The 16,540-nt window shown below is 32.6% G+C and carries 15 protein-coding genes; 11 read left to right on the forward strand and 4 right to left on the reverse strand.

Annotation, left to right across the window (positions count from 1 at the left end; all coding sequences use genetic code 11):
* Positions 1 to 65: 65 nt before the first annotated feature.
* The gene (locus tag Z054_RS0108095) at positions 66 to 2,477 is read right to left on the reverse strand and encodes a zinc-dependent metalloprotease (RefSeq protein WP_024769573.1); all 2,412 of its coding nucleotides are present in this window, start codon (positions 2,475 to 2,477) and stop codon (positions 66 to 68) included.
* Between the two features lie 102 nt (positions 2,478 to 2,579).
* Between Z054_RS0108095 and prfB the strand changes: the two genes are divergently transcribed.
* The 3 genes from prfB to Z054_RS0108110 all read left to right on the forward strand — a co-directional run bounded on the left by prfB (position 2,580) and on the right by Z054_RS0108110 (position 6,674).
* Positions 2,580 to 3,678 (forward strand): peptide chain release factor 2 gene (gene prfB, locus Z054_RS0108100; protein WP_152538500.1). Its coding sequence is split into 2 segments (ribosomal slippage): positions 2,580 to 2,642 and positions 2,644 to 3,678, totalling 1,098 coding nucleotides; the frame shifts between segments, so codons are not numbered across the junction.
* A 17-nt stretch (positions 3,679 to 3,695) separates the two neighbouring features.
* Complete coding sequence (gene arsC, locus Z054_RS0108105) at positions 3,696 to 4,037, forward strand: arsenate reductase (glutaredoxin) (protein WP_024769575.1); 342 nt, start codon at positions 3,696 to 3,698, stop codon at positions 4,035 to 4,037.
* Between the two features lie 192 nt (positions 4,038 to 4,229).
* Positions 4,230 to 6,674 carry a TonB-dependent receptor domain-containing protein gene (locus Z054_RS0108110; protein WP_024769576.1) on the forward strand — a complete coding sequence of 815 codons (2,445 nt, stop codon included), beginning with the start codon at positions 4,230 to 4,232 and terminating at the stop codon, positions 6,672 to 6,674.
* A 72-nt stretch (positions 6,675 to 6,746) separates the two neighbouring features.
* Here Z054_RS0108110 and Z054_RS32120 read toward each other — a convergent pair whose 3' ends face one another.
* On the reverse strand, positions 6,747 to 6,923 hold the full coding sequence (locus Z054_RS32120) for a hypothetical protein (RefSeq protein WP_167549785.1): 177 nt from the start codon (positions 6,921 to 6,923) through the stop codon (positions 6,747 to 6,749).
* 188 nt (positions 6,924 to 7,111) lie between these two features.
* Between Z054_RS32120 and fumC the strand changes: the two genes are divergently transcribed.
* The 3 genes from fumC (at position 7,112) to Z054_RS0108130 (ending at position 10,060) form a co-directional block, all read left to right on the forward strand.
* Positions 7,112 to 8,509 carry a class II fumarate hydratase gene (gene fumC, locus Z054_RS0108120; protein WP_024769577.1) on the forward strand — a complete coding sequence of 466 codons (1,398 nt, stop codon included), beginning with the start codon at positions 7,112 to 7,114 and terminating at the stop codon, positions 8,507 to 8,509.
* Positions 8,510 to 8,879: 370 nt separating this feature from the next.
* Positions 8,880 to 9,299 carry a DUF2147 domain-containing protein gene (locus Z054_RS0108125; protein ID WP_035091097.1) on the forward strand — a complete coding sequence of 140 codons (420 nt, stop codon included), beginning with the start codon at positions 8,880 to 8,882 and terminating at the stop codon, positions 9,297 to 9,299.
* A gap of 218 nt (positions 9,300 to 9,517) precedes the next feature.
* Entirely contained in the window at positions 9,518 to 10,060 is a 543-nt protein-coding gene (locus Z054_RS0108130) for an SRPBCC family protein (RefSeq protein WP_024769579.1), read from the forward strand.
* Between the two features lie 97 nt (positions 10,061 to 10,157).
* Here the strand turns inward: Z054_RS0108130 and Z054_RS0108135 are convergent, their stop codons facing one another.
* Positions 10,158 to 11,441 carry a cystathionine gamma-synthase family protein gene (locus Z054_RS0108135; RefSeq protein WP_024769580.1) on the reverse strand — a complete coding sequence of 428 codons (1,284 nt, stop codon included), beginning with the start codon at positions 11,439 to 11,441 and terminating at the stop codon, positions 10,158 to 10,160.
* A 239-nt stretch (positions 11,442 to 11,680) separates the two neighbouring features.
* On the opposite strand from Z054_RS0108135, the gene Z054_RS0108140 reads away from it, so the two are divergent.
* Together Z054_RS0108140 and Z054_RS0108145 are read left to right on the forward strand one after the other, a co-directional pair.
* Positions 11,681 to 12,136 (forward strand): Lrp/AsnC family transcriptional regulator, encoded by a 456-nt coding sequence (locus tag Z054_RS0108140; RefSeq protein ID WP_034238836.1) that lies wholly within the window; start codon positions 11,681 to 11,683, stop codon positions 12,134 to 12,136.
* Positions 12,137 to 12,215: 79 nt separating this feature from the next.
* Positions 12,216 to 12,944, forward strand: coding sequence for an SDR family oxidoreductase (locus Z054_RS0108145; RefSeq protein ID WP_024769582.1), 729 nt, complete (start codon positions 12,216 to 12,218; stop codon positions 12,942 to 12,944).
* Position 12,945: 1 nt separating this feature from the next.
* Here Z054_RS0108145 and holA read toward each other — a convergent pair whose 3' ends face one another.
* Complete coding sequence (gene holA, locus Z054_RS0108150; protein WP_024769583.1) at positions 12,946 to 13,950, reverse strand: DNA polymerase III subunit delta; 1,005 nt, start codon at positions 13,948 to 13,950, stop codon at positions 12,946 to 12,948.
* A 26-nt stretch (positions 13,951 to 13,976) separates the two neighbouring features.
* Between holA and Z054_RS0108155 the strand changes: the two genes are divergently transcribed.
* The 3 genes from Z054_RS0108155 to Z054_RS0108165 all read left to right on the forward strand — a co-directional run bounded on the left by Z054_RS0108155 (position 13,977) and on the right by Z054_RS0108165 (position 16,520).
* The gene (locus Z054_RS0108155) at positions 13,977 to 14,420 is read left to right on the forward strand and encodes a type I restriction enzyme HsdR N-terminal domain-containing protein (protein WP_024769584.1); all 444 of its coding nucleotides are present in this window, start codon (positions 13,977 to 13,979) and stop codon (positions 14,418 to 14,420) included.
* Positions 14,421 to 14,568: 148 nt separating this feature from the next.
* Positions 14,569 to 15,561 (forward strand): glycosyltransferase family 2 protein, encoded by a 993-nt coding sequence (locus tag Z054_RS0108160; RefSeq protein ID WP_024769585.1) that lies wholly within the window; start codon positions 14,569 to 14,571, stop codon positions 15,559 to 15,561.
* Positions 15,562 to 15,659: 98 nt separating this feature from the next.
* Positions 15,660 to 16,520, forward strand: coding sequence for an OmpA/MotB family protein (locus Z054_RS0108165; RefSeq protein ID WP_024769586.1), 861 nt, complete (start codon positions 15,660 to 15,662; stop codon positions 16,518 to 16,520).
* Positions 16,521 to 16,540 lie beyond the last annotated feature (20 nt).

Raw genomic sequence — 16,540 nt, forward strand, 5'->3', positions numbered from 1 at the left:
GTCAGTCTAAATTCTAGAATTTAGACTGACATCTATTTAAATTATATTAAATGATAGATACATATTTAAAAACCACAACTAAAACTACCTATAGGAGATCCATCTGGTATTTTTGGGGATGGTAATGCTTTAAAATCTTCTGGTTTTTCTATAAAATTATTAATTTGATTCAGGTAATATTCATTATACGTCTTATCAGTAACATCACCTGTCTTGTTTTTAAGAAGAGGGATTAACCCTTTAATTTTGGCATAAGCAATAGCATTAACCTGTGAATATGCTTGTGTATTTTTACTTAAGTTCATTAAGTGTTTTAAAACATTAGTTTTTACAGTATGCTGTATTTCTTTATGATACTTATTTTTTGCTTTGGTTTCAAAAGAGAACTTCAACAATTGATCAAGAGTTTCTACTAATCCTAATTGATTTTGATCTAAACTTTTTTGCTGTACCAATCGAGAGGTTCTTTCAGGATGCAGTAACAAGGAAAGGCTCATGTCACTCGCTGTAGAAGCTACGCTAATAGCATCAAAACCAACTCCTGTTTTTCCTTTAAAAGATTCTCTGGTTCTACCATATCCAAAAGCTCTTGGTGGAAACAATTTTAATTTATCTTCTGGAATAGCTAAAATTTCGGGAGCTAATGTTTGTAAAACCTGCCCAAGTGCTTCTTTTTGTTTTTTCGAACCAACTGTTTCTACAATCGTTTGTTGATCACCTTTAACTGCATAATTATAATTTAGCCCCCCAATAAGCTTCACAGTAGCTTCAGTTTGATATCTGTGGAAAAAATAGAGAGGTACAAAAACATCTTCTAAAACCGAATACGGTTCATTACTTCTTATATTGTCTGAAGAAAAATTACGTATCGCAACTTCTCTAATTTTCAACATATTTCCTAACTCCTCGGTAACACTTTTTCCATTATCCCATAAATGAGCCAATTCATGTGCTCCTCCTTGTGATCTGGCATCACTATCCGAAATAAAACGAAGACCAGATTGATAAGCTGTGTTCAAAATTTTATTAAGTGCTTCTTTTTCATTGGTGTTTTTGTCAAACTCTGAGTAACTGTAAGCTACCGTTACCTTATCCCATTCTCCTATATTAGTATCATAAGCATCCGACAAGTCTATTTTGCCATCCTTAAGCCTTACTGTTGGATGAGGATAATCCATCACCGAGGCTCTTCCGTTTGTACTTGCAGTAAAATTATGTGCAAAACCAATAGTATGCCCTACTTCATGTGCAGATAATTGACGAATACGAGCTAGTGCCATTTCTAACATGGGTTGATAATTATCATCCCGCGTTGCAAAAGGTTGATTTAGTAATGCCTGAGCTATCAAAAAGTCCTGACGTATTCTTAAACTCCCTAAACTTACATGTCCTTTAAGAATTTCTCCCGTTCTGGGATCTACCACACTTGCACCATAACTCCAACCTCTGGTAGAACGATGTACCCACTGTATTACATTGTATCTTAAATCCATAGGGTCTGCATCTGCAGGTAGCATCTTAACCTGATATGCATTTTTAAAACCAATAGCTTCATATGCCTGATTCCACCATCTTGCTCCATCTAATAATGCAGATCGTACTGGTTCTGGTGTGCCAGGGTCTAAATAATAAATGATAGGTTCTTTTGCTTCACTTATAGCCTGATTTGGATTTTTTTTCTCTAATCGATGTCTAATAATATATCGCTTCTTTATAGGATCTTGTACCGGTGTAGCATAATCCATATATGAGATCGATATAGCTCCACTTCTGGGATCAAACTCTCTCTTCTTATATCCATTATCTGGCAACTCCACAAATGAATGATGTTGAACAACCGTTAAGAATTTTGAGTCTGGCGCTATAGATCTAATATTTCGCCCCATAGATGAACCCTTATAAGTAATCAAAGCCTCAAATTCTACATTTTTAGGAAAAGCTTTAGTTCTTTCCAGGCTCAAACTACTTCTTGTTTTATCAACACTGTATGTTCCTTCTTTTTGAAATTTTAATCGATTAATTATGTTGTGAGTATCTTGTAAAAGAAAAGGAGTTAAGTCAATAATATATGTATTAGATTTCTCCTCTTTAATAGGAAATCCAAACAGTACAGATTTTGCAAAAGCCTGTTCAACACTTCTCTTCTCTAGTACATTGTCTGTAATAGCTCGATATCGCTGATTAGGCTGTACAAGTAATAATTTATTACCAGCCTTCTGAAACTTAACTACTACTCCGTCACCAATCTGTCCTCTATCTAATCCTATATCGTTTGACCCTAGTCCTGTAGCTAAAGAATGTACATACAAAAATTCTGAGTCAAGTTTGTCTACTTCTAGGTAGATTTCGTCTTTTGATTCATTATAATAGAACTTAAAATAGCCATCAAAAGATGTAAGATTTTTCTGTTTTTCCAAAAATTGGGCAGAAATGATATTCCCCGCTAGAAAGAATAAACAAATGAAGCGTAGTTTCATAGACTATGATTTATGTGATAAAATTTCTAAATCTATAAAATAACACAAAAATTACTTCTTACTGAACTGTTAAATCTTATTTTTGTCAAAAATAAATAGATTATGATCAATACTGAGACTTTACAAGATCTTAGGGAGCGCCTGGTTGCGTTAAGGAGGTATCTTTGACATTGATGCCAAACTTATAGAAATAGCGAATCAAGAAGAAAAAACATTTGCTCCTGATTTTTGGAATAATGCCCAGGAGGCCGAAAAACTAATGCGTACTCTAAATGCTGAAAAAAAATGGGTTTCTGATTATAAAAAAGGAGTTACATTAGTTGATGACCTCGAAGTTCTTTATGAATTTTATAAAGAAGGTGACGCTACCGAATCAGAAGTTTCTGAGCGTTATGATGAGACCAAATCATCAATTGAAGATTTGGAATTTAAAAATATGCTTAGTGATGAAGGGGATAGCATGAGTGCTGTTTTACAAATCACAGCAGGTGCCGGAGGTACCGAAAGTTGTGATTGGGCAAGTATGCTAATGCGTATGTATATGATGTGGGCAGAAAAGCAAGGTTTTAAAATTAGAGAACTTAATTATCAAGGTGGCGATGTAGCGGGTATAAAAACAGTTACTCTAGAAATAGAAGGAGATTATGCTTTTGGGTGGTTGAAAGGAGAAAATGGTGTACATCGATTAGTACGTATCTCTCCATTTGACAGTAATGCAAAACGCCATACTTCGTTTGCTTCTATTTATGTGTATCCTCTTGCTGATGATAGTATAGAAATAGACATCAATCCTGCTGATTATGAGATTATCACATCTCGTTCTAGTGGAGCAGGTGGACAAAATGTAAATAAAGTAGAAACCAAAGTACAGCTTACCCACTTCCCTACCGGAATCCAGATTTCATGCTCAGATACAAGATCTCAGCAAGAAAATAGATTAAAAGCACTGCAAATGCTTAAATCACAATTGTTTGAAATTGAACTCAAAAAGCAACAAGCACAGCGGGACGAAATTGAAGCTTCTAAAATGAAAATAGAATGGGGTTCTCAAATTCGTAATTATGTCATGCATCCTTATAAACTCGTTAAGGATGTAAGAACTGCAGAAGAGACAGGTAATGTAGATGCTGTAATGGATGGAAATATCAATCAATTTCTAAAGGCTTACCTTATGACAATGGGACAAAAAAATGATGATTAAAAAAACACAAAATTAAAATGATCACAATTTATCATAATTCTAGATGTAGTAAATCAAGAGGGTGTCTTGCAATACTTGAAGAACAAAAAAAAGACATTAATGTGGTTAATTACCAGGAAAACCCACCTTCAGAAGAAGAATTGAAAGAAATACTTAAACTTTTAGGTATCCCTCCTATAGATTTAGTTAGAAAAAATGAAGCTATCTGGAAAGAAAATTTTAAAGGTAAAGATTTTACCGATTCCGAATTGATCACTATACTTTCTAATAACCCAAAATTAATTGAACGCCCGATTGTGGTTAATGGAAATAAAGCAATAATCGGAAGACCACCAGAAAAAGTTATTGATATTATATAAGTAATCCCTCTCTTATAAAATATTTTTTCGCATAAGATTAAACCTTTTACATTTCTTCATGTCTAAATGCATGTAATGCATAATAGGTGATACTACGTATCACACATTTTGAGTACATCACATTTAACACATCATTAACCGCCTTCTTGTATCTGCTTCGATACTTTTGGCCAGAATTATTCAATTTTAAAAATGAAGAAATTTTTATTCTTATTATTTTCGGCATCAACACTTATGCTATCAGCCCAAAACAGAAACTTTTCAAAAGGGCCTGTAAATATTACTGGTTTAATCTTAGATCAAGATACCAACAAACCCCTCGAATATGCTACCATAGCTTTTTTTAGCCCCAGGTTACAAAAAATTGTTACTGGTGGTATTACCGATAAAAACGGAAAATTTAATATCGAGGTAGATGCCGGAGTATATAACATAAGTGTAGAGTTTATTTCATTTAAAACAAAAAACCTTCCCAAACAAAAGTTATTCAAAAACACAAACTTAGGTACGATTACTCTTGGGTTGGATACCGAAACACTAGATGATGTAGTAGTCATAGCAGAAAAAACCACTGTCGAAATTAAATTAGATAAAAAGATTTATAATGTAGGTAAAGACCTCACAGTAAGTGGTGGTACGGTAAGCGATGTACTGGATAACGTACCTTCTGTTTCTGTAGATGTCGAAGGCAATGTTGCGCTTCGTGGTAATGATAATGTAAGAATCCTTATTAACGGAAAACCATCTGGTTTAGTTGGTTTAAATAGTACCGATGCATTAAGGCAATTACCTGCAGAATCTATAGAAAGAGTTGAAGTAATCACATCTCCTTCTGCTCGTTATGATGCTGAAGGAACCGCTGGGATTTTAAATATTATTCTAAGGCGAAGCAAATTACAGGGTATGAATGGAGCGATTACAATCAATGGAGGTTATCCCCTATCTGCTGGTATTTCGGGAAACCTAAATTATCGATCTGGAGATTTTAATTTTTTTACAACTTCAGGATATAACTATAGAGAAGTTCCGGGGAATTCTTTTTCCCAAACTCAATATCTTTTTAGTGGCTTACCAAACTCATTTTTAAGAGAAGAACGTGATTTTGACAGGATACGTAAAGGATTAAATTCTAATATCGGAGTCGAATGGTATATCAATGAGACTTCATCTGTAACTACATCTTTTTTATACAGATCTAGTGATAAAGAAAGTAATACAACAAATAGAATTACGGAGTTAAATTCAAATGGAGATATTTTAAGTCAAAATATTCGTTTTGATCCAGAAATTGAAGATGATATTACGAAACAATACTCTCTTAATTATACAAAAGATTTTGATACCAGTGGTCATAAATTAACTTTCGATTTTCAGATAGAAGACAGTAATGAAGATGAGCGATCAAAAATTACACAAGAAAACATAACCGCTGTAGAGCTTGTAGAAACAATAGAAGAACAAAATCGTATTCTGTTGCAAGCCGATTATGTGTTACCTATTGGCGAAAACACTCAATTCGAATTAGGATATAGAGGTAATTTTAATGACCTAGATACTGATTATCTGGTACAGTTAGAAGATAACGGAACCATAACTACAAATTCTGATTTATCCAACACTTTATTATATACAGAACAAGTAAATGCCGGGTACACACAACTAGGAAGTAAATGGGGAAAGTTATCCTATTTATTAGGTCTTAGAGTAGAAAGTACACGAATTACTATCGACCAACAAACTAGTAATGATTTAAGTAAAAAGAATTATACCGATATATTTCCGACAATTAATCTGGGGTATGAAATCTCTGAAAAACAAAGTTTAACTCTTGGCTATAACCGTAGAATACGTAGGCCTAGATCCAGGTTTATTAACCCTTTTCCTTCCAGATCCAGTGTTACTAACTTATTTCAGGGGAATCCAGATCTTGACCCAAGTTATTCTAATGCATTTGATTTAGGGTATCTTAATAGAATGGGAAAACTTACTTTAAATACATCTATATATTATAATCATTCTACACAGATATTCACTTTTATTTCTGAAGATACAGGTGACACAGCTATTATTGGAGCAGATGCAAATAATCCTGGTACAGAAGTCCCTGTTATTAGGAGAACTCCAATAAACCTCACCAGCTCCGATAGGTATGGTTTTGAGTTTACACTTACTTACAATCCAAGTAGAAAATGGAGAGTAAATGGTAATTTTAATGCGTTTCAGAATAGTGTTCGAGGAGAGAATAATGGAGAAAACCTTGATGCAGATAATTTTAGTTGGTTTGCAAGGCTTAATAATAAGGTTACACTACCGGCAAAAATAGACTGGCAAACCAGTCTATTTTATAGAGGGCCTAGTGAAAATGCGCAAACAAAAAGTGATGGTATTTTTAGTATGAACTTTGCATTCAGCAAAGATCTTTTTAAAGAAAAGGCTTCGCTTACTTTTAACGTTAGTGATGTATTTAACTCTCGAAAACGGACAAGCACCTCTACTACTACTACGTTTATTTCGGATAATGAATTTCAATGGAGGGAACGTAGTTTTAATCTATCCTTCACCTATAGATTTAATCAGAAAAAGAAAAGGCAACGTTCTCAAAGAGGAAATAATGGTGATGAAGAATTTGAAGGATAATAAAAAACGATATTAATAAAACAAAAAAAGGAAGTCAAAATGACTTCCTTTTTTTATATACGTTATAAACTGTTATGCTTCTTCTTTCGCTTTTCGTTTAGCTTCTCTTCTTAATTTAAAGTTCTCGATGTTAGCTCCTATTATCCAATAAGGAACAACAAAGGTTAATAAAAAGATCATTAACCAAAATCCAATGGTAAGGATAGTTAAAAACGCTAAAAAACCAAGGTACTGATCGAATTCAAACATAATAATATTCTAATTTTCAAATTTTGTCAAAGATAATAACTCTTGTTTATATGTCATAGCAGAAATATGATTTATTTTTAAATCTCTTCTGATCTTAATTTATATGCTAAAAAGTAGCTGCTTTATTCAGAAGTAGTGAGGCAAATGCTTAAATTTGCACTCTTAAAAAAAACAAATCATCTTACCAAATGGAATATAGAATAGAGAAGGATACGATGGGCGAGGTAAAAGTACCTGCTGATAAGCTTTGGGGAGCACAAACAGAACGTTCCAGAAATAATTTTAAAATTGGTGCATCGGCATCTATGCCATTAGAAATTGTATATGGTTTTGCGTACTTAAAAAAAGCTGCAGCATATACAAATTGTGAATTAGGAGCATTACCGATAGAGAAGAGAGATCTTATTTCACAAGTATGCGATGAAATACTAGAAGGAAAACACGATAATCAATTTCCTTTGGTAATCTGGCAAACCGGTTCTGGTACTCAAAGTAATATGAATGTAAATGAGGTGGTTGCTAATAGAGCGCACCAATTAGCCGGTAAAACAATTGGTGAAGGAGAGAAAACATTACAACCAAATGATGATGTTAATAAATCTCAATCATCAAATGATACCTTTCCGACAGGAATGCATATTGCGGCCTATAAAAAAATAGTTGAAGTAACTATTCCGGGGGTAACTCAATTAAGAGATACTCTTAAGAAAAAGTCCGAAGAATTTAAAAACGTAGTAAAAATTGGTCGTACCCACTTTATGGATGCTACACCACTTACTATCGGGCAAGAGTTATCTGGTTATGTTTCTCAATTGGATCATGGAATTAAGGCATTAGAAAACACCTTACCTCATATGGCAGAATTAGCCTTAGGAGGAACTGCTGTAGGAACTGGGTTAAACACTCCAAAAGGGTATGCAAAACGAGTTTCAGAATTTATAGCACAATTTACCAGCCTACCATTCATCACAGCAGAGAACAAATTTGAAGCGTTGGCTGCACATGATGCTTTTGTCGAGAGTCACGGTGCTTTAAAACAATTAGGAGTTTCATTAAACAAAATAGGAAATGATATTCGTATGCTGGCTTCTGGACCAAGAAGTGGGATTGGTGAATTAATTATCCCTGCTAATGAACCAGGGAGCTCCATTATGCCTGGTAAAGTAAACCCTACACAATGTGAAGCATTAACTATGGTATGTGCACAAGTTATGGGTAATGATGTCGCTATTAATGTTGGAGGAATGCAAGGACATTTTGAATTGAATGTATTTAAGCCTGTAATGGCTGCAAACTTGCTTCAAAGTGCTCAACTAATTGGGGATGCCTGTATTTCTTTTGATGAGCATTGTGCTCAAGGTATTGAACCCAATCAAAAGAGAATTACCGAATTATTAAATAATTCATTGATGCTGGTAACTGCTTTAAATACCAAAATTGGATATTATAAAGCTGCTGAAATTGCCAATACTGCTCATAAAAATGGTACAACACTTAAGCATGAAGCTGTAGCTTTAGGATATGTAACCGAAGAACAATTTGATGAATGGGTAAAACCCGAAGATATGGTGGGAGTTTTAAAATAGATTCCTTTAATCTGGTGTTATACTAACTAAAAGTTTAAATTATAATCAAAAAACCGTTATTTATTTTAATAACGGTTTTTTACATATATACCCTCTTATTTATCAAAAATAAGAGAGATGTCATTCTTTGATAGTCCTAGTCTTTCTTATCATCTTTATTGTACATAATTTATATTTCTTTATATAAAATCATTGTTTTTCTACACCTACAAATAAAAGTTACTCTATAAAATAAAATTGAACCAAATAAGACCGCAGATAAGCACATAAGAATCTTTCCTAGATACCTTTAAGTTTTTTATTCTATTGATAATAAACCATTTATAATTTTTTTAGGAATTAATCTAATTTAATTGTTATGTTTACAATAATGAAATTTATCATATTCTTAGCTCTACCCCTACTTTTTCTATCTTCTTCTGTAAGTTCTGATACCTATATCGGAAAATGGAAAATTAAAGGAGGTTCTATTATTGAAATCTATAGGGATGGAGATTATTTTTATGGAAAAATCGATAAAAGAGCAGAACGCCCATTATCTAATCTTAATGGTTTGGATAACAAGAACCCTCTTAAAGAACTTAAGGGACGCCCTTTACTTGGGATGAATATTTTAGAAAATTTAAGTTATAAAGATGGAGAATTATCAGGGGGCACTATTTATAATGCAGATAGTGGTAAAAGCTATATTGTAAAAGTCTGGATTAATAGTGATAACACTGATCTTTGCTTTATTAGGGCCTATAAAAGTTTTTTATTTAAAACGTTTGAAGCCAGAAGAGTAAAATAAGTAATACTCAAACATTGCATCTCTTTTATTCGCTATCAAAACCCTGGTTAAATTAACTCCTAATAAACCTGTCAATTAGCTAACACATACATATTTATAAAAAACTTTTAAATTTGTATACATCCCCATTTCAGAAATAACAAACTATGAATCTAACCTTTGTTGTTAAGAGTATTATATATTGAATCTAATTTTAACTATAAATAAACAACAATAACATGAAAATCTTAAAGAAAATTGGAATTGTACTGATTGCACTTATTGCTATTATCCTTATAGCGGCAATCTTTGTTTCTAAAGAAGTAGTTTATGAAAAATCAATTAGCATAGATGCTCCTATTGAGACTGTATGGGAAAATGTAAATAGTCTAACTGATTTAGACAAATGGAGCCCATGGAATGACTATGACCCAAATATGAAAAAAGATTTTACAGGCACAGATGGAGCCATTGGTGCAAAAGCCAGTTGGGACAGTGATGTAAAAGAAGTAGGTAAAGGTAGTCAAACTATAGCCAAAATCGAAGCACCAAATCTTTTTGAAACCGATCTCAAATTTTATGAACCCTATGAAAGTGAAGCCAAAGGATATATTAAAGTACTAAAGGAAAACAATACTACAAAAGTAACCTGGGGTTTTCAAAGCGAGATGCCTTATCCTATGAATCTTATGAATCTATTTACTAATATGGAAGAAATGATGGGTAAAGATTGGGATAAAGGTCTATCAACACTCAAAAATATTTGTGAAAACAAAGGGTAAAATACCTTATAGATAAATAGCACAGAGAGTTTAACAACAAAAAGCACAGTTAGAAATTAACCGTGCTTTTTGTTGTTAAACTCTAAAATTATGATTTTTATACTTTTTCTAATTCTAATTCAGAATCAATTTTTACTTGCTCTAGTGCCTGTTCTAAATCCCAGATCAAATCCTTAGAGTGCTCTACTCCTATTGATAACCTTACTAATCGATCTGTAATATTCATTTGTTGTCTTTGCTCTTCATCTACACCTGCATGTGTCATTGTTTTAGGATGTTCTGCTAAACTTTCTGTACCACCCAGACTTACTGCAAGTTTCATTAGCTTAAGATTATTAAGGAATACAAATGCTTCTTCTTCTCCTCCAATGATATCAAAAGATACCATTGCTCCCGGAGCAGAGCATTGTTTTTGAAATGTTTTATACCCTTCTGTTTCTTCTTCTAGTAATCCTAAATAATATACCTTTTCAATCTTAGGATGATTATTCAAATAATCAGCAATGATCTGAGCATTTTTTGTTTGCTGATCCATTCTTACTTTTAAAGTTTCTAAACTCCTAAGCAATAACCATGCTGTATGTGGACTTACCATATTTCCCAGGAAAGTACGTAGTGTTTTTACTCTTAACATTAGTTCTGCATTTCCCAAAACTGCTCCTGCAATGAGATCACTATGTCCCCCTATATATTTTGTAGCAGAGTACAGCACCAAATCTGCTCCACACTGTAAAGGATGTTGCCATAATGGCCCCATATATGTATTATCTACAGCCACCAAAGCTTTTCTGTCATTAGTACTAAATTGTTTTGCAATCTGGCTATATTTTTCGATATCAACAATATCATTGGTTGGATTAGCAGGAGTCTCGAGATAAATCATTGCTAATCGATCTGCTTTTCCAGAATCTTTGATCATTTGAAGTACTTCATCTATACTTTGATTCGGCATTACTCCTATCGTGTGTACTCCTATTTTATCTAAAAAGTGATGGATAAAATGATCCGTCCCTCCATATAAAGGATTACTATATACTAGCAAATCTCCAGGCATAAGAAATTCTAACAATACTGTACTTATTGCAGACATTCCGCTTTCAAAAACTGCACAATCATCTGCTTTATCCCATAAACAAAGACGATTTTCTAAGATTTCCAGATTGGGGTTATTAATCCTACTATAAATAAGACCAAGTTCTTCTTTTGGAGATTTCTCCCTCAAACCATAAGCTAATTCAAAAAAAGCTTTTCCTTCTTCTGCAGTTTTAAAAACAAAGGTTGATGTTTGAAAAATAGGGCATTTTATAGCTCCTTCTGATAATTCTGGTTTATAACCATGAGTCATCATTAAGCTCTCGGGGTTAAAATCGTGTTTCTTCATCTATTTATTTTATTCTTTTTCTTAATTGTAGAGCTAATGCTAATATAGATCGCATGTTTGCCTTTACTTTCTTAAATTGAATTGAATTCTAAATCCTCATTTCAATTTATAAAACTACATCTAAAAGAATTAAAAACCATATTTAGCCTCATTTTAAGAAAAAATAATACCTATTCATAAATCAAAAAGAATATTATTCTATATTTGATATATTATCAGGCTTTATAAAGAAAATTATTATGGATAAAATAGATCGGTCAATATTATTGTTATTACAAAAAGATGGTAAAATCACAATTAAAGAAATTGCAGAAAGATTAAATCTAACTACTACTCCGATTTTTGAACGTGTAAAGAAACTAGAACGTGAAGGATATATAAAATCATATAAAGCCATATTAGATCGAAAAAAAACAGGATTACAACTAATGGTGTTTTGCAATGTTACTTTAAATCTCCATCAAACTGATTATTTAAAAAAATTTGAAAAAGACATCCAGCAATTCCCTGAAGTTGTAGAATGTTATCATGTAGCGGGCATGTTTGATTACCTAATTAAAATCTATGCAGAAGACATGGAGCGTTATCAAGATTTTCTATCCAACAAATTAGCTTCTTTAGAAAATATTTCTAAAGTGCAAAGTTCTTTTGTGATGACTGAAGTAAAAGATTTCTCATATCTGCCAATTCCTTAAAAAATATATTTCGGCTTAACAAAAGATTTAGAATACATACTGTACTTTTGATATTCAACTAAATAAAATTGCACAGATTATGAATATTAAAAATGCGAAAGTATTGATCACAGGTGGTAATTCTGGGATAGGAAAAGCTACTGCTAGGCTTTTAAAAGAAAAAGGAGCTCAGGTAATCATTTCTGGAAGAAATGAAACTACATTACAGGAAACAGCAAAGGCATTAAATATAGAATATATTAAGACCGATGTTACCGAAGAAAGTCAAGTTCAGAATATGGTACAGGAAGCCAAAAACAAAATGAATGGACTTAATGTATTGATCAATAATGCTGGTTATGGATATATTTCAAAACTTATTGATACCGAAGCCGATAAATTTATGGACCAATTTAAAACCAATATCCTTGGTGCTACACTATGTGCTAAAGAGTCGGCAAAGCATTTTGTTGCTCAAGAATACGGAAATATTATCAATATTGGATCTACATCTTCATTAAAAGGCTCACCAACAGCTTCGCCATATGTCGCTACCAAATTCGCGTTGCGAGGTATGACAGAAAGTTGGAGAAACGAGTTACGCCCTCATAACATTAGAGTTATGCAAGTGAATCCAAGTGAAGTAATGACCAGTTTTTCTGACAACAGAATAGATAATAATTCTAAAACAAAACAATACACCGAAGCAGAACAGCAAACCAAACTTAGAGGAGAAGAAATTGCCCATACTATTAGTAGTCTTTTAGAAATGGACGATCGAGGATTTATTACCGAGGCCACAGTTTTTGCTACAAATCCCAAGGTATAAATTATCTCATTATTTTTACCAGAAGCTCTTTAAGAATATCGCCTTGCGGAAGATTTGTTGCCCCTACTCCTTTACTTTTTACATCGGCATCTCTTAGGTAAGCAATAATTCCGCTTACTTTTTTCATAGGATAATTATGAGCTGCTTCTGAGTAATCTTTTACAAAATATGGATTGATTTTTAATGCACTGGCAACGTTGCGTTGTGATTTATCGCTCAAGCCATGATATTGTAATACCTGAGAAAAAAAGCTATAGAGTAAAGAAATGGTAACCACCAACGGGTTGTCTTTGGGGTTTTGTGCAAAATAATTAATGATAAGATGTGCTTTAACTTCATTTCTGGTTCCGATGGCCTTGCGAAGTTCAAAATTATTAAACTCCTTGCTAATCCCAATATTCTCTTCAATTTGATCAGCAGTAATCTGAGTTCCTGAAGAAATAATTAGCTTTAACTTTTCTAACTCATTATTTATCTTACTAAGATCTGTACCTAAAAACTCTACCAGCATTTGAGACGCTTTGGGTTCAATAGTATATTTAGCTCCTCCAAGAACTCTTCTTATCCAATCGGCAACCTGGTTTTCATACAGTTTTTTACTTTCAAAAATGACTCCATTCTTCGCAACTATTTTATAAAGCTTTTTTCTCTTATCTATCTTTTTATATTTATAACACATCACCAAAACAGTAGAAGGTTGCGGGTTTTCTACATAATCTGCTAGTTTTTCAATCGTTCTGGATAATTCTTGGGCTTCTTTAACAATAACGACCTGTCTCTCTGCCATCATCGGAAAACGTTTTGCGTTAGCCACAATATCTTCTATACTTACATCACGACCATACAAGACCATTTGATTAAATCCTTTTTCTTCTTCTGCCAGTACATTCTTATCAATAAATTGAGAAATCTTATCTATATAATATGGTTCTTCCCCCATAAGAAAATAGACAGGTTTAATATTTCCTTTTTTTATATCACTTACGATTTGTTTTACTTCATCCATTCAGAAAAAATCATCAAATTTGTGTTATGCAAAAGCTTAACTTTCCAGAGTATCAGTTCAGGTTCAAAAATAGCGAAAATAAAGTTTCTATTTTTGACAGAATTCGTAAAAAATTCATCATCCTTACTCCAGAAGAATGGGTACGACAACATACCATTCATTATTTGATTGAAGAAAAGAAATATCCAGAAAGCTTAATTAATGTAGAAAAACTAATACAACTCAATGGACTTAACAAACGTTATGATATTATTATATTTAATCCAGACGGTAGTATTTTTCTTATTATAGAATGTAAATCTGCTCGTGTAAAAATAACACAGGAAGTATTTGACCAGATTGCAAGATACAATCTTGCTTTAGATTCAGAATACTTAATGATCACTAATGGTCTTGATCATTATTATTGTCAAATGAACTATACCGATAAGCAATATACATTTTTAAAAGATATACCAGATTACAAATAGCTATTCCTTTCCTGGTTTATGATAATACGGTTTTTTACTCAAAGTTTTAATATTTCAGATTCAAAACCAGATATGATATCAATTCAATAGCGTTACTTTATTCTTTTTTATTTGAATTTATCTCAATTATTCCTTTTACTTTGCAGATGTGAATATCGCAGTCGTCATATTAAATTGGAATGGAAGATCTTTATTAGAACAATTTTTACCTTCGGTGATCAAAAATTCTAAGGAAGCTATTGTTTATCTTGCTGATAACGCTTCTACAGATGATTCTGTTACTTTTGTAACAACTACTTTTCCCGAAGTTAGAATTATTCAAAACAAAGTCAATGGTGGTTATGCCAAAGGGTACAATGATGCATTGTCAAAAATTGATGCCGATATTTTTTGCCTTCTAAACAGTGATGTTGAAGTTACTAAAGATTGGTTGGTTCCTATTCTTAAAACATTTCAAACCCATACAGGAGTTGCTGCTATACAACCCAAAATCCTTGATTACAAAAAGAAAACTCATTTTGAATATGCTGGAGCTGCCGGGGGTTACATCGATAAACTAGGATACGCATATTGTCGAGGAAGAATATTTGATTCTCTCGAAGAAGATAATGGGCAATATGATGATGCTACTACTATATTTTGGGCTAGTGGGGCATGCTTATTTATAAGAAAACAGGTATTTGAAGAAGTTGGGAAACTGGATGAAGATTTTTTTGCTCACCAGGAGGAGATTGATCTTTGCTGGCGTATCCACAGTATTGGTCATATAATAATGTATGAAGGTTCCTCAACGGTTTATCATTTAGGGGGAGCAACTTTGGATTCAATGAATCCCAGGAAAACATTTTTAAATTTCAGAAACAGCTTATATCTTCTGATCAAAAATGTACCGGGAAGTAAAGTCTGGTTTTTGATTTTTATAAGAATGATTCTAGACGGGCTTGCTGCGATCAGATTTATTACACAAGGTAAATTCTCTCATTTTTTCGCTATTTTCAAGGCACATATTAGTTTCTATGCTAATTTTAACACTTTTAATAAAAAACGTAAAAAACTTTCAAAAACGGGGAAATATTATTCTCTTTTTTCCGTTGTATGGCAGTATTTTATTTTGAACCGTAAACATTTTGATCAATTATAAGGAGATATAATAAATTATTGTTAATGACCTAGCATTACGTCACATTTTTAATAATTTTGAGTTATATAACCAGAACAAGACTAAAAACAAATTTTCTAATGAAAAAAGCAATGATTATTGGGGCCTCTCTAGCAATTCTACTATCTTCCTGTGTTTCGCAGAAGAAGTTTTCAGAATTAGAAGCCAAAAACAAAGAAACTGAAGATCTATTAAATACAGCTACAGTTAAATTAAATAGCTGCCTTGAAGAAAAAGCGAGTTCATCTTCGCAACTTAAAGTTCTTCAAGATCAGGTATCTAATCTTAAAAATCAAAATTCTGCTCTATTAAACAATGTAGGTAATTTAGCCACTCTTTCTACTAAGGAAGCAGAGAATCTAGAAAAATCTTTAGAAAGTATTAAAGAAAAAGATTTACAAATAAGAACAATGCAGGATGCTCTTACCAAAAAGGATTCTGTAACCTTGGCACTTGTAACCAGTCTTAAGGGAGCCTTAGGAAATCTTGCTGATGAAGATATAGAGATTAATGTAGAAAAAGGAGTTGTTTATGTTTCTATTTCAGACAAGTTACTTTTCAAGAGTGGTAGCTATAATGTTTCTGCAAGAGCTCGTGAAGTACTAGGTAAAGTAGCAAAAGTTGTTAATGATAAACCAGATATCGAATTCTTAGTAGAAGGACATACTGATAATGTGCCTATCAAAAACAAAGTGCTTTTGGATAACTGGGATTTAAGTGTAAAACGTGCTACTTCTGTAGTAAGAGTATTACAAAACGACTTTAAAGTAGATCCAAAACGTATGACTGCTGCCGGAAGAAGTCATTACATACCAGTAACTGATAATAATTCTGCAGCAAGCAAAGCAAAAAACAGACGTACAAGAATTGTTGTATTACCAAAACTTGATCAGTTTTATAATATGATTGAAGATGGTATGAAAAAAGCTACAAAAAAATAATAAAAGAATATTTTTTATAT

It is taken from the genome of Aquimarina macrocephali JAMB N27 (assembly GCF_000520995.1).
GTDB classification, from domain to species: Bacteria; Bacteroidota; Bacteroidia; order Flavobacteriales; family Flavobacteriaceae; genus Aquimarina; species Aquimarina macrocephali.

Bases quoted from the DNA above. Each gene is read 5' to 3' on its own strand.
- Z054_RS0108110 (WP_024769576.1), top strand. From the start codon at position 4,230: ATGAAGAAATTTTTATTCTTATTATTTTCGGCATCAACACTTATGCTA.
- Z054_RS0108125 (WP_035091097.1), top strand. From the start codon at position 8,880: ATGAAATTTATCATATTCTTAGCTCTACCCCTACTTTTTCTATCTTCT.
- Z054_RS0108135 (WP_024769580.1), bottom strand. From the start codon at position 11,441: ATGAAGAAACACGATTTTAACCCCGAGAGCTTAATGATGACTCATGGT.
- Z054_RS0108165 (WP_024769586.1), top strand. From the start codon at position 15,660: ATGAAAAAAGCAATGATTATTGGGGCCTCTCTAGCAATTCTACTATCT.
- Z054_RS32120 (WP_167549785.1), bottom strand. From the start codon at position 6,923: ATGTTTGAATTCGATCAGTACCTTGGTTTTTTAGCGTTTTTAACTATC.
- fumC (WP_024769577.1), top strand. From the start codon at position 7,112: ATGGAATATAGAATAGAGAAGGATACGATGGGCGAGGTAAAAGTACCT.
- Z054_RS0108130 (WP_024769579.1), top strand. From the start codon at position 9,518: ATGAAAATCTTAAAGAAAATTGGAATTGTACTGATTGCACTTATTGCT.
- arsC (WP_024769575.1), top strand. From the start codon at position 3,696: ATGATCACAATTTATCATAATTCTAGATGTAGTAAATCAAGAGGGTGT.
- Z054_RS0108140 (WP_034238836.1), top strand. From the start codon at position 11,681: ATGGATAAAATAGATCGGTCAATATTATTGTTATTACAAAAAGATGGT.
- holA (WP_024769583.1), bottom strand. From the start codon at position 13,950: ATGGATGAAGTAAAACAAATCGTAAGTGATATAAAAAAAGGAAATATT.
- Z054_RS0108145 (WP_024769582.1), top strand. From the start codon at position 12,216: ATGAATATTAAAAATGCGAAAGTATTGATCACAGGTGGTAATTCTGGG.
- Z054_RS0108155 (WP_024769584.1), top strand. From the start codon at position 13,977: ATGCAAAAGCTTAACTTTCCAGAGTATCAGTTCAGGTTCAAAAATAGC.
- Z054_RS0108095 (WP_024769573.1), bottom strand. From the start codon at position 2,477: ATGAAACTACGCTTCATTTGTTTATTCTTTCTAGCGGGGAATATCATT.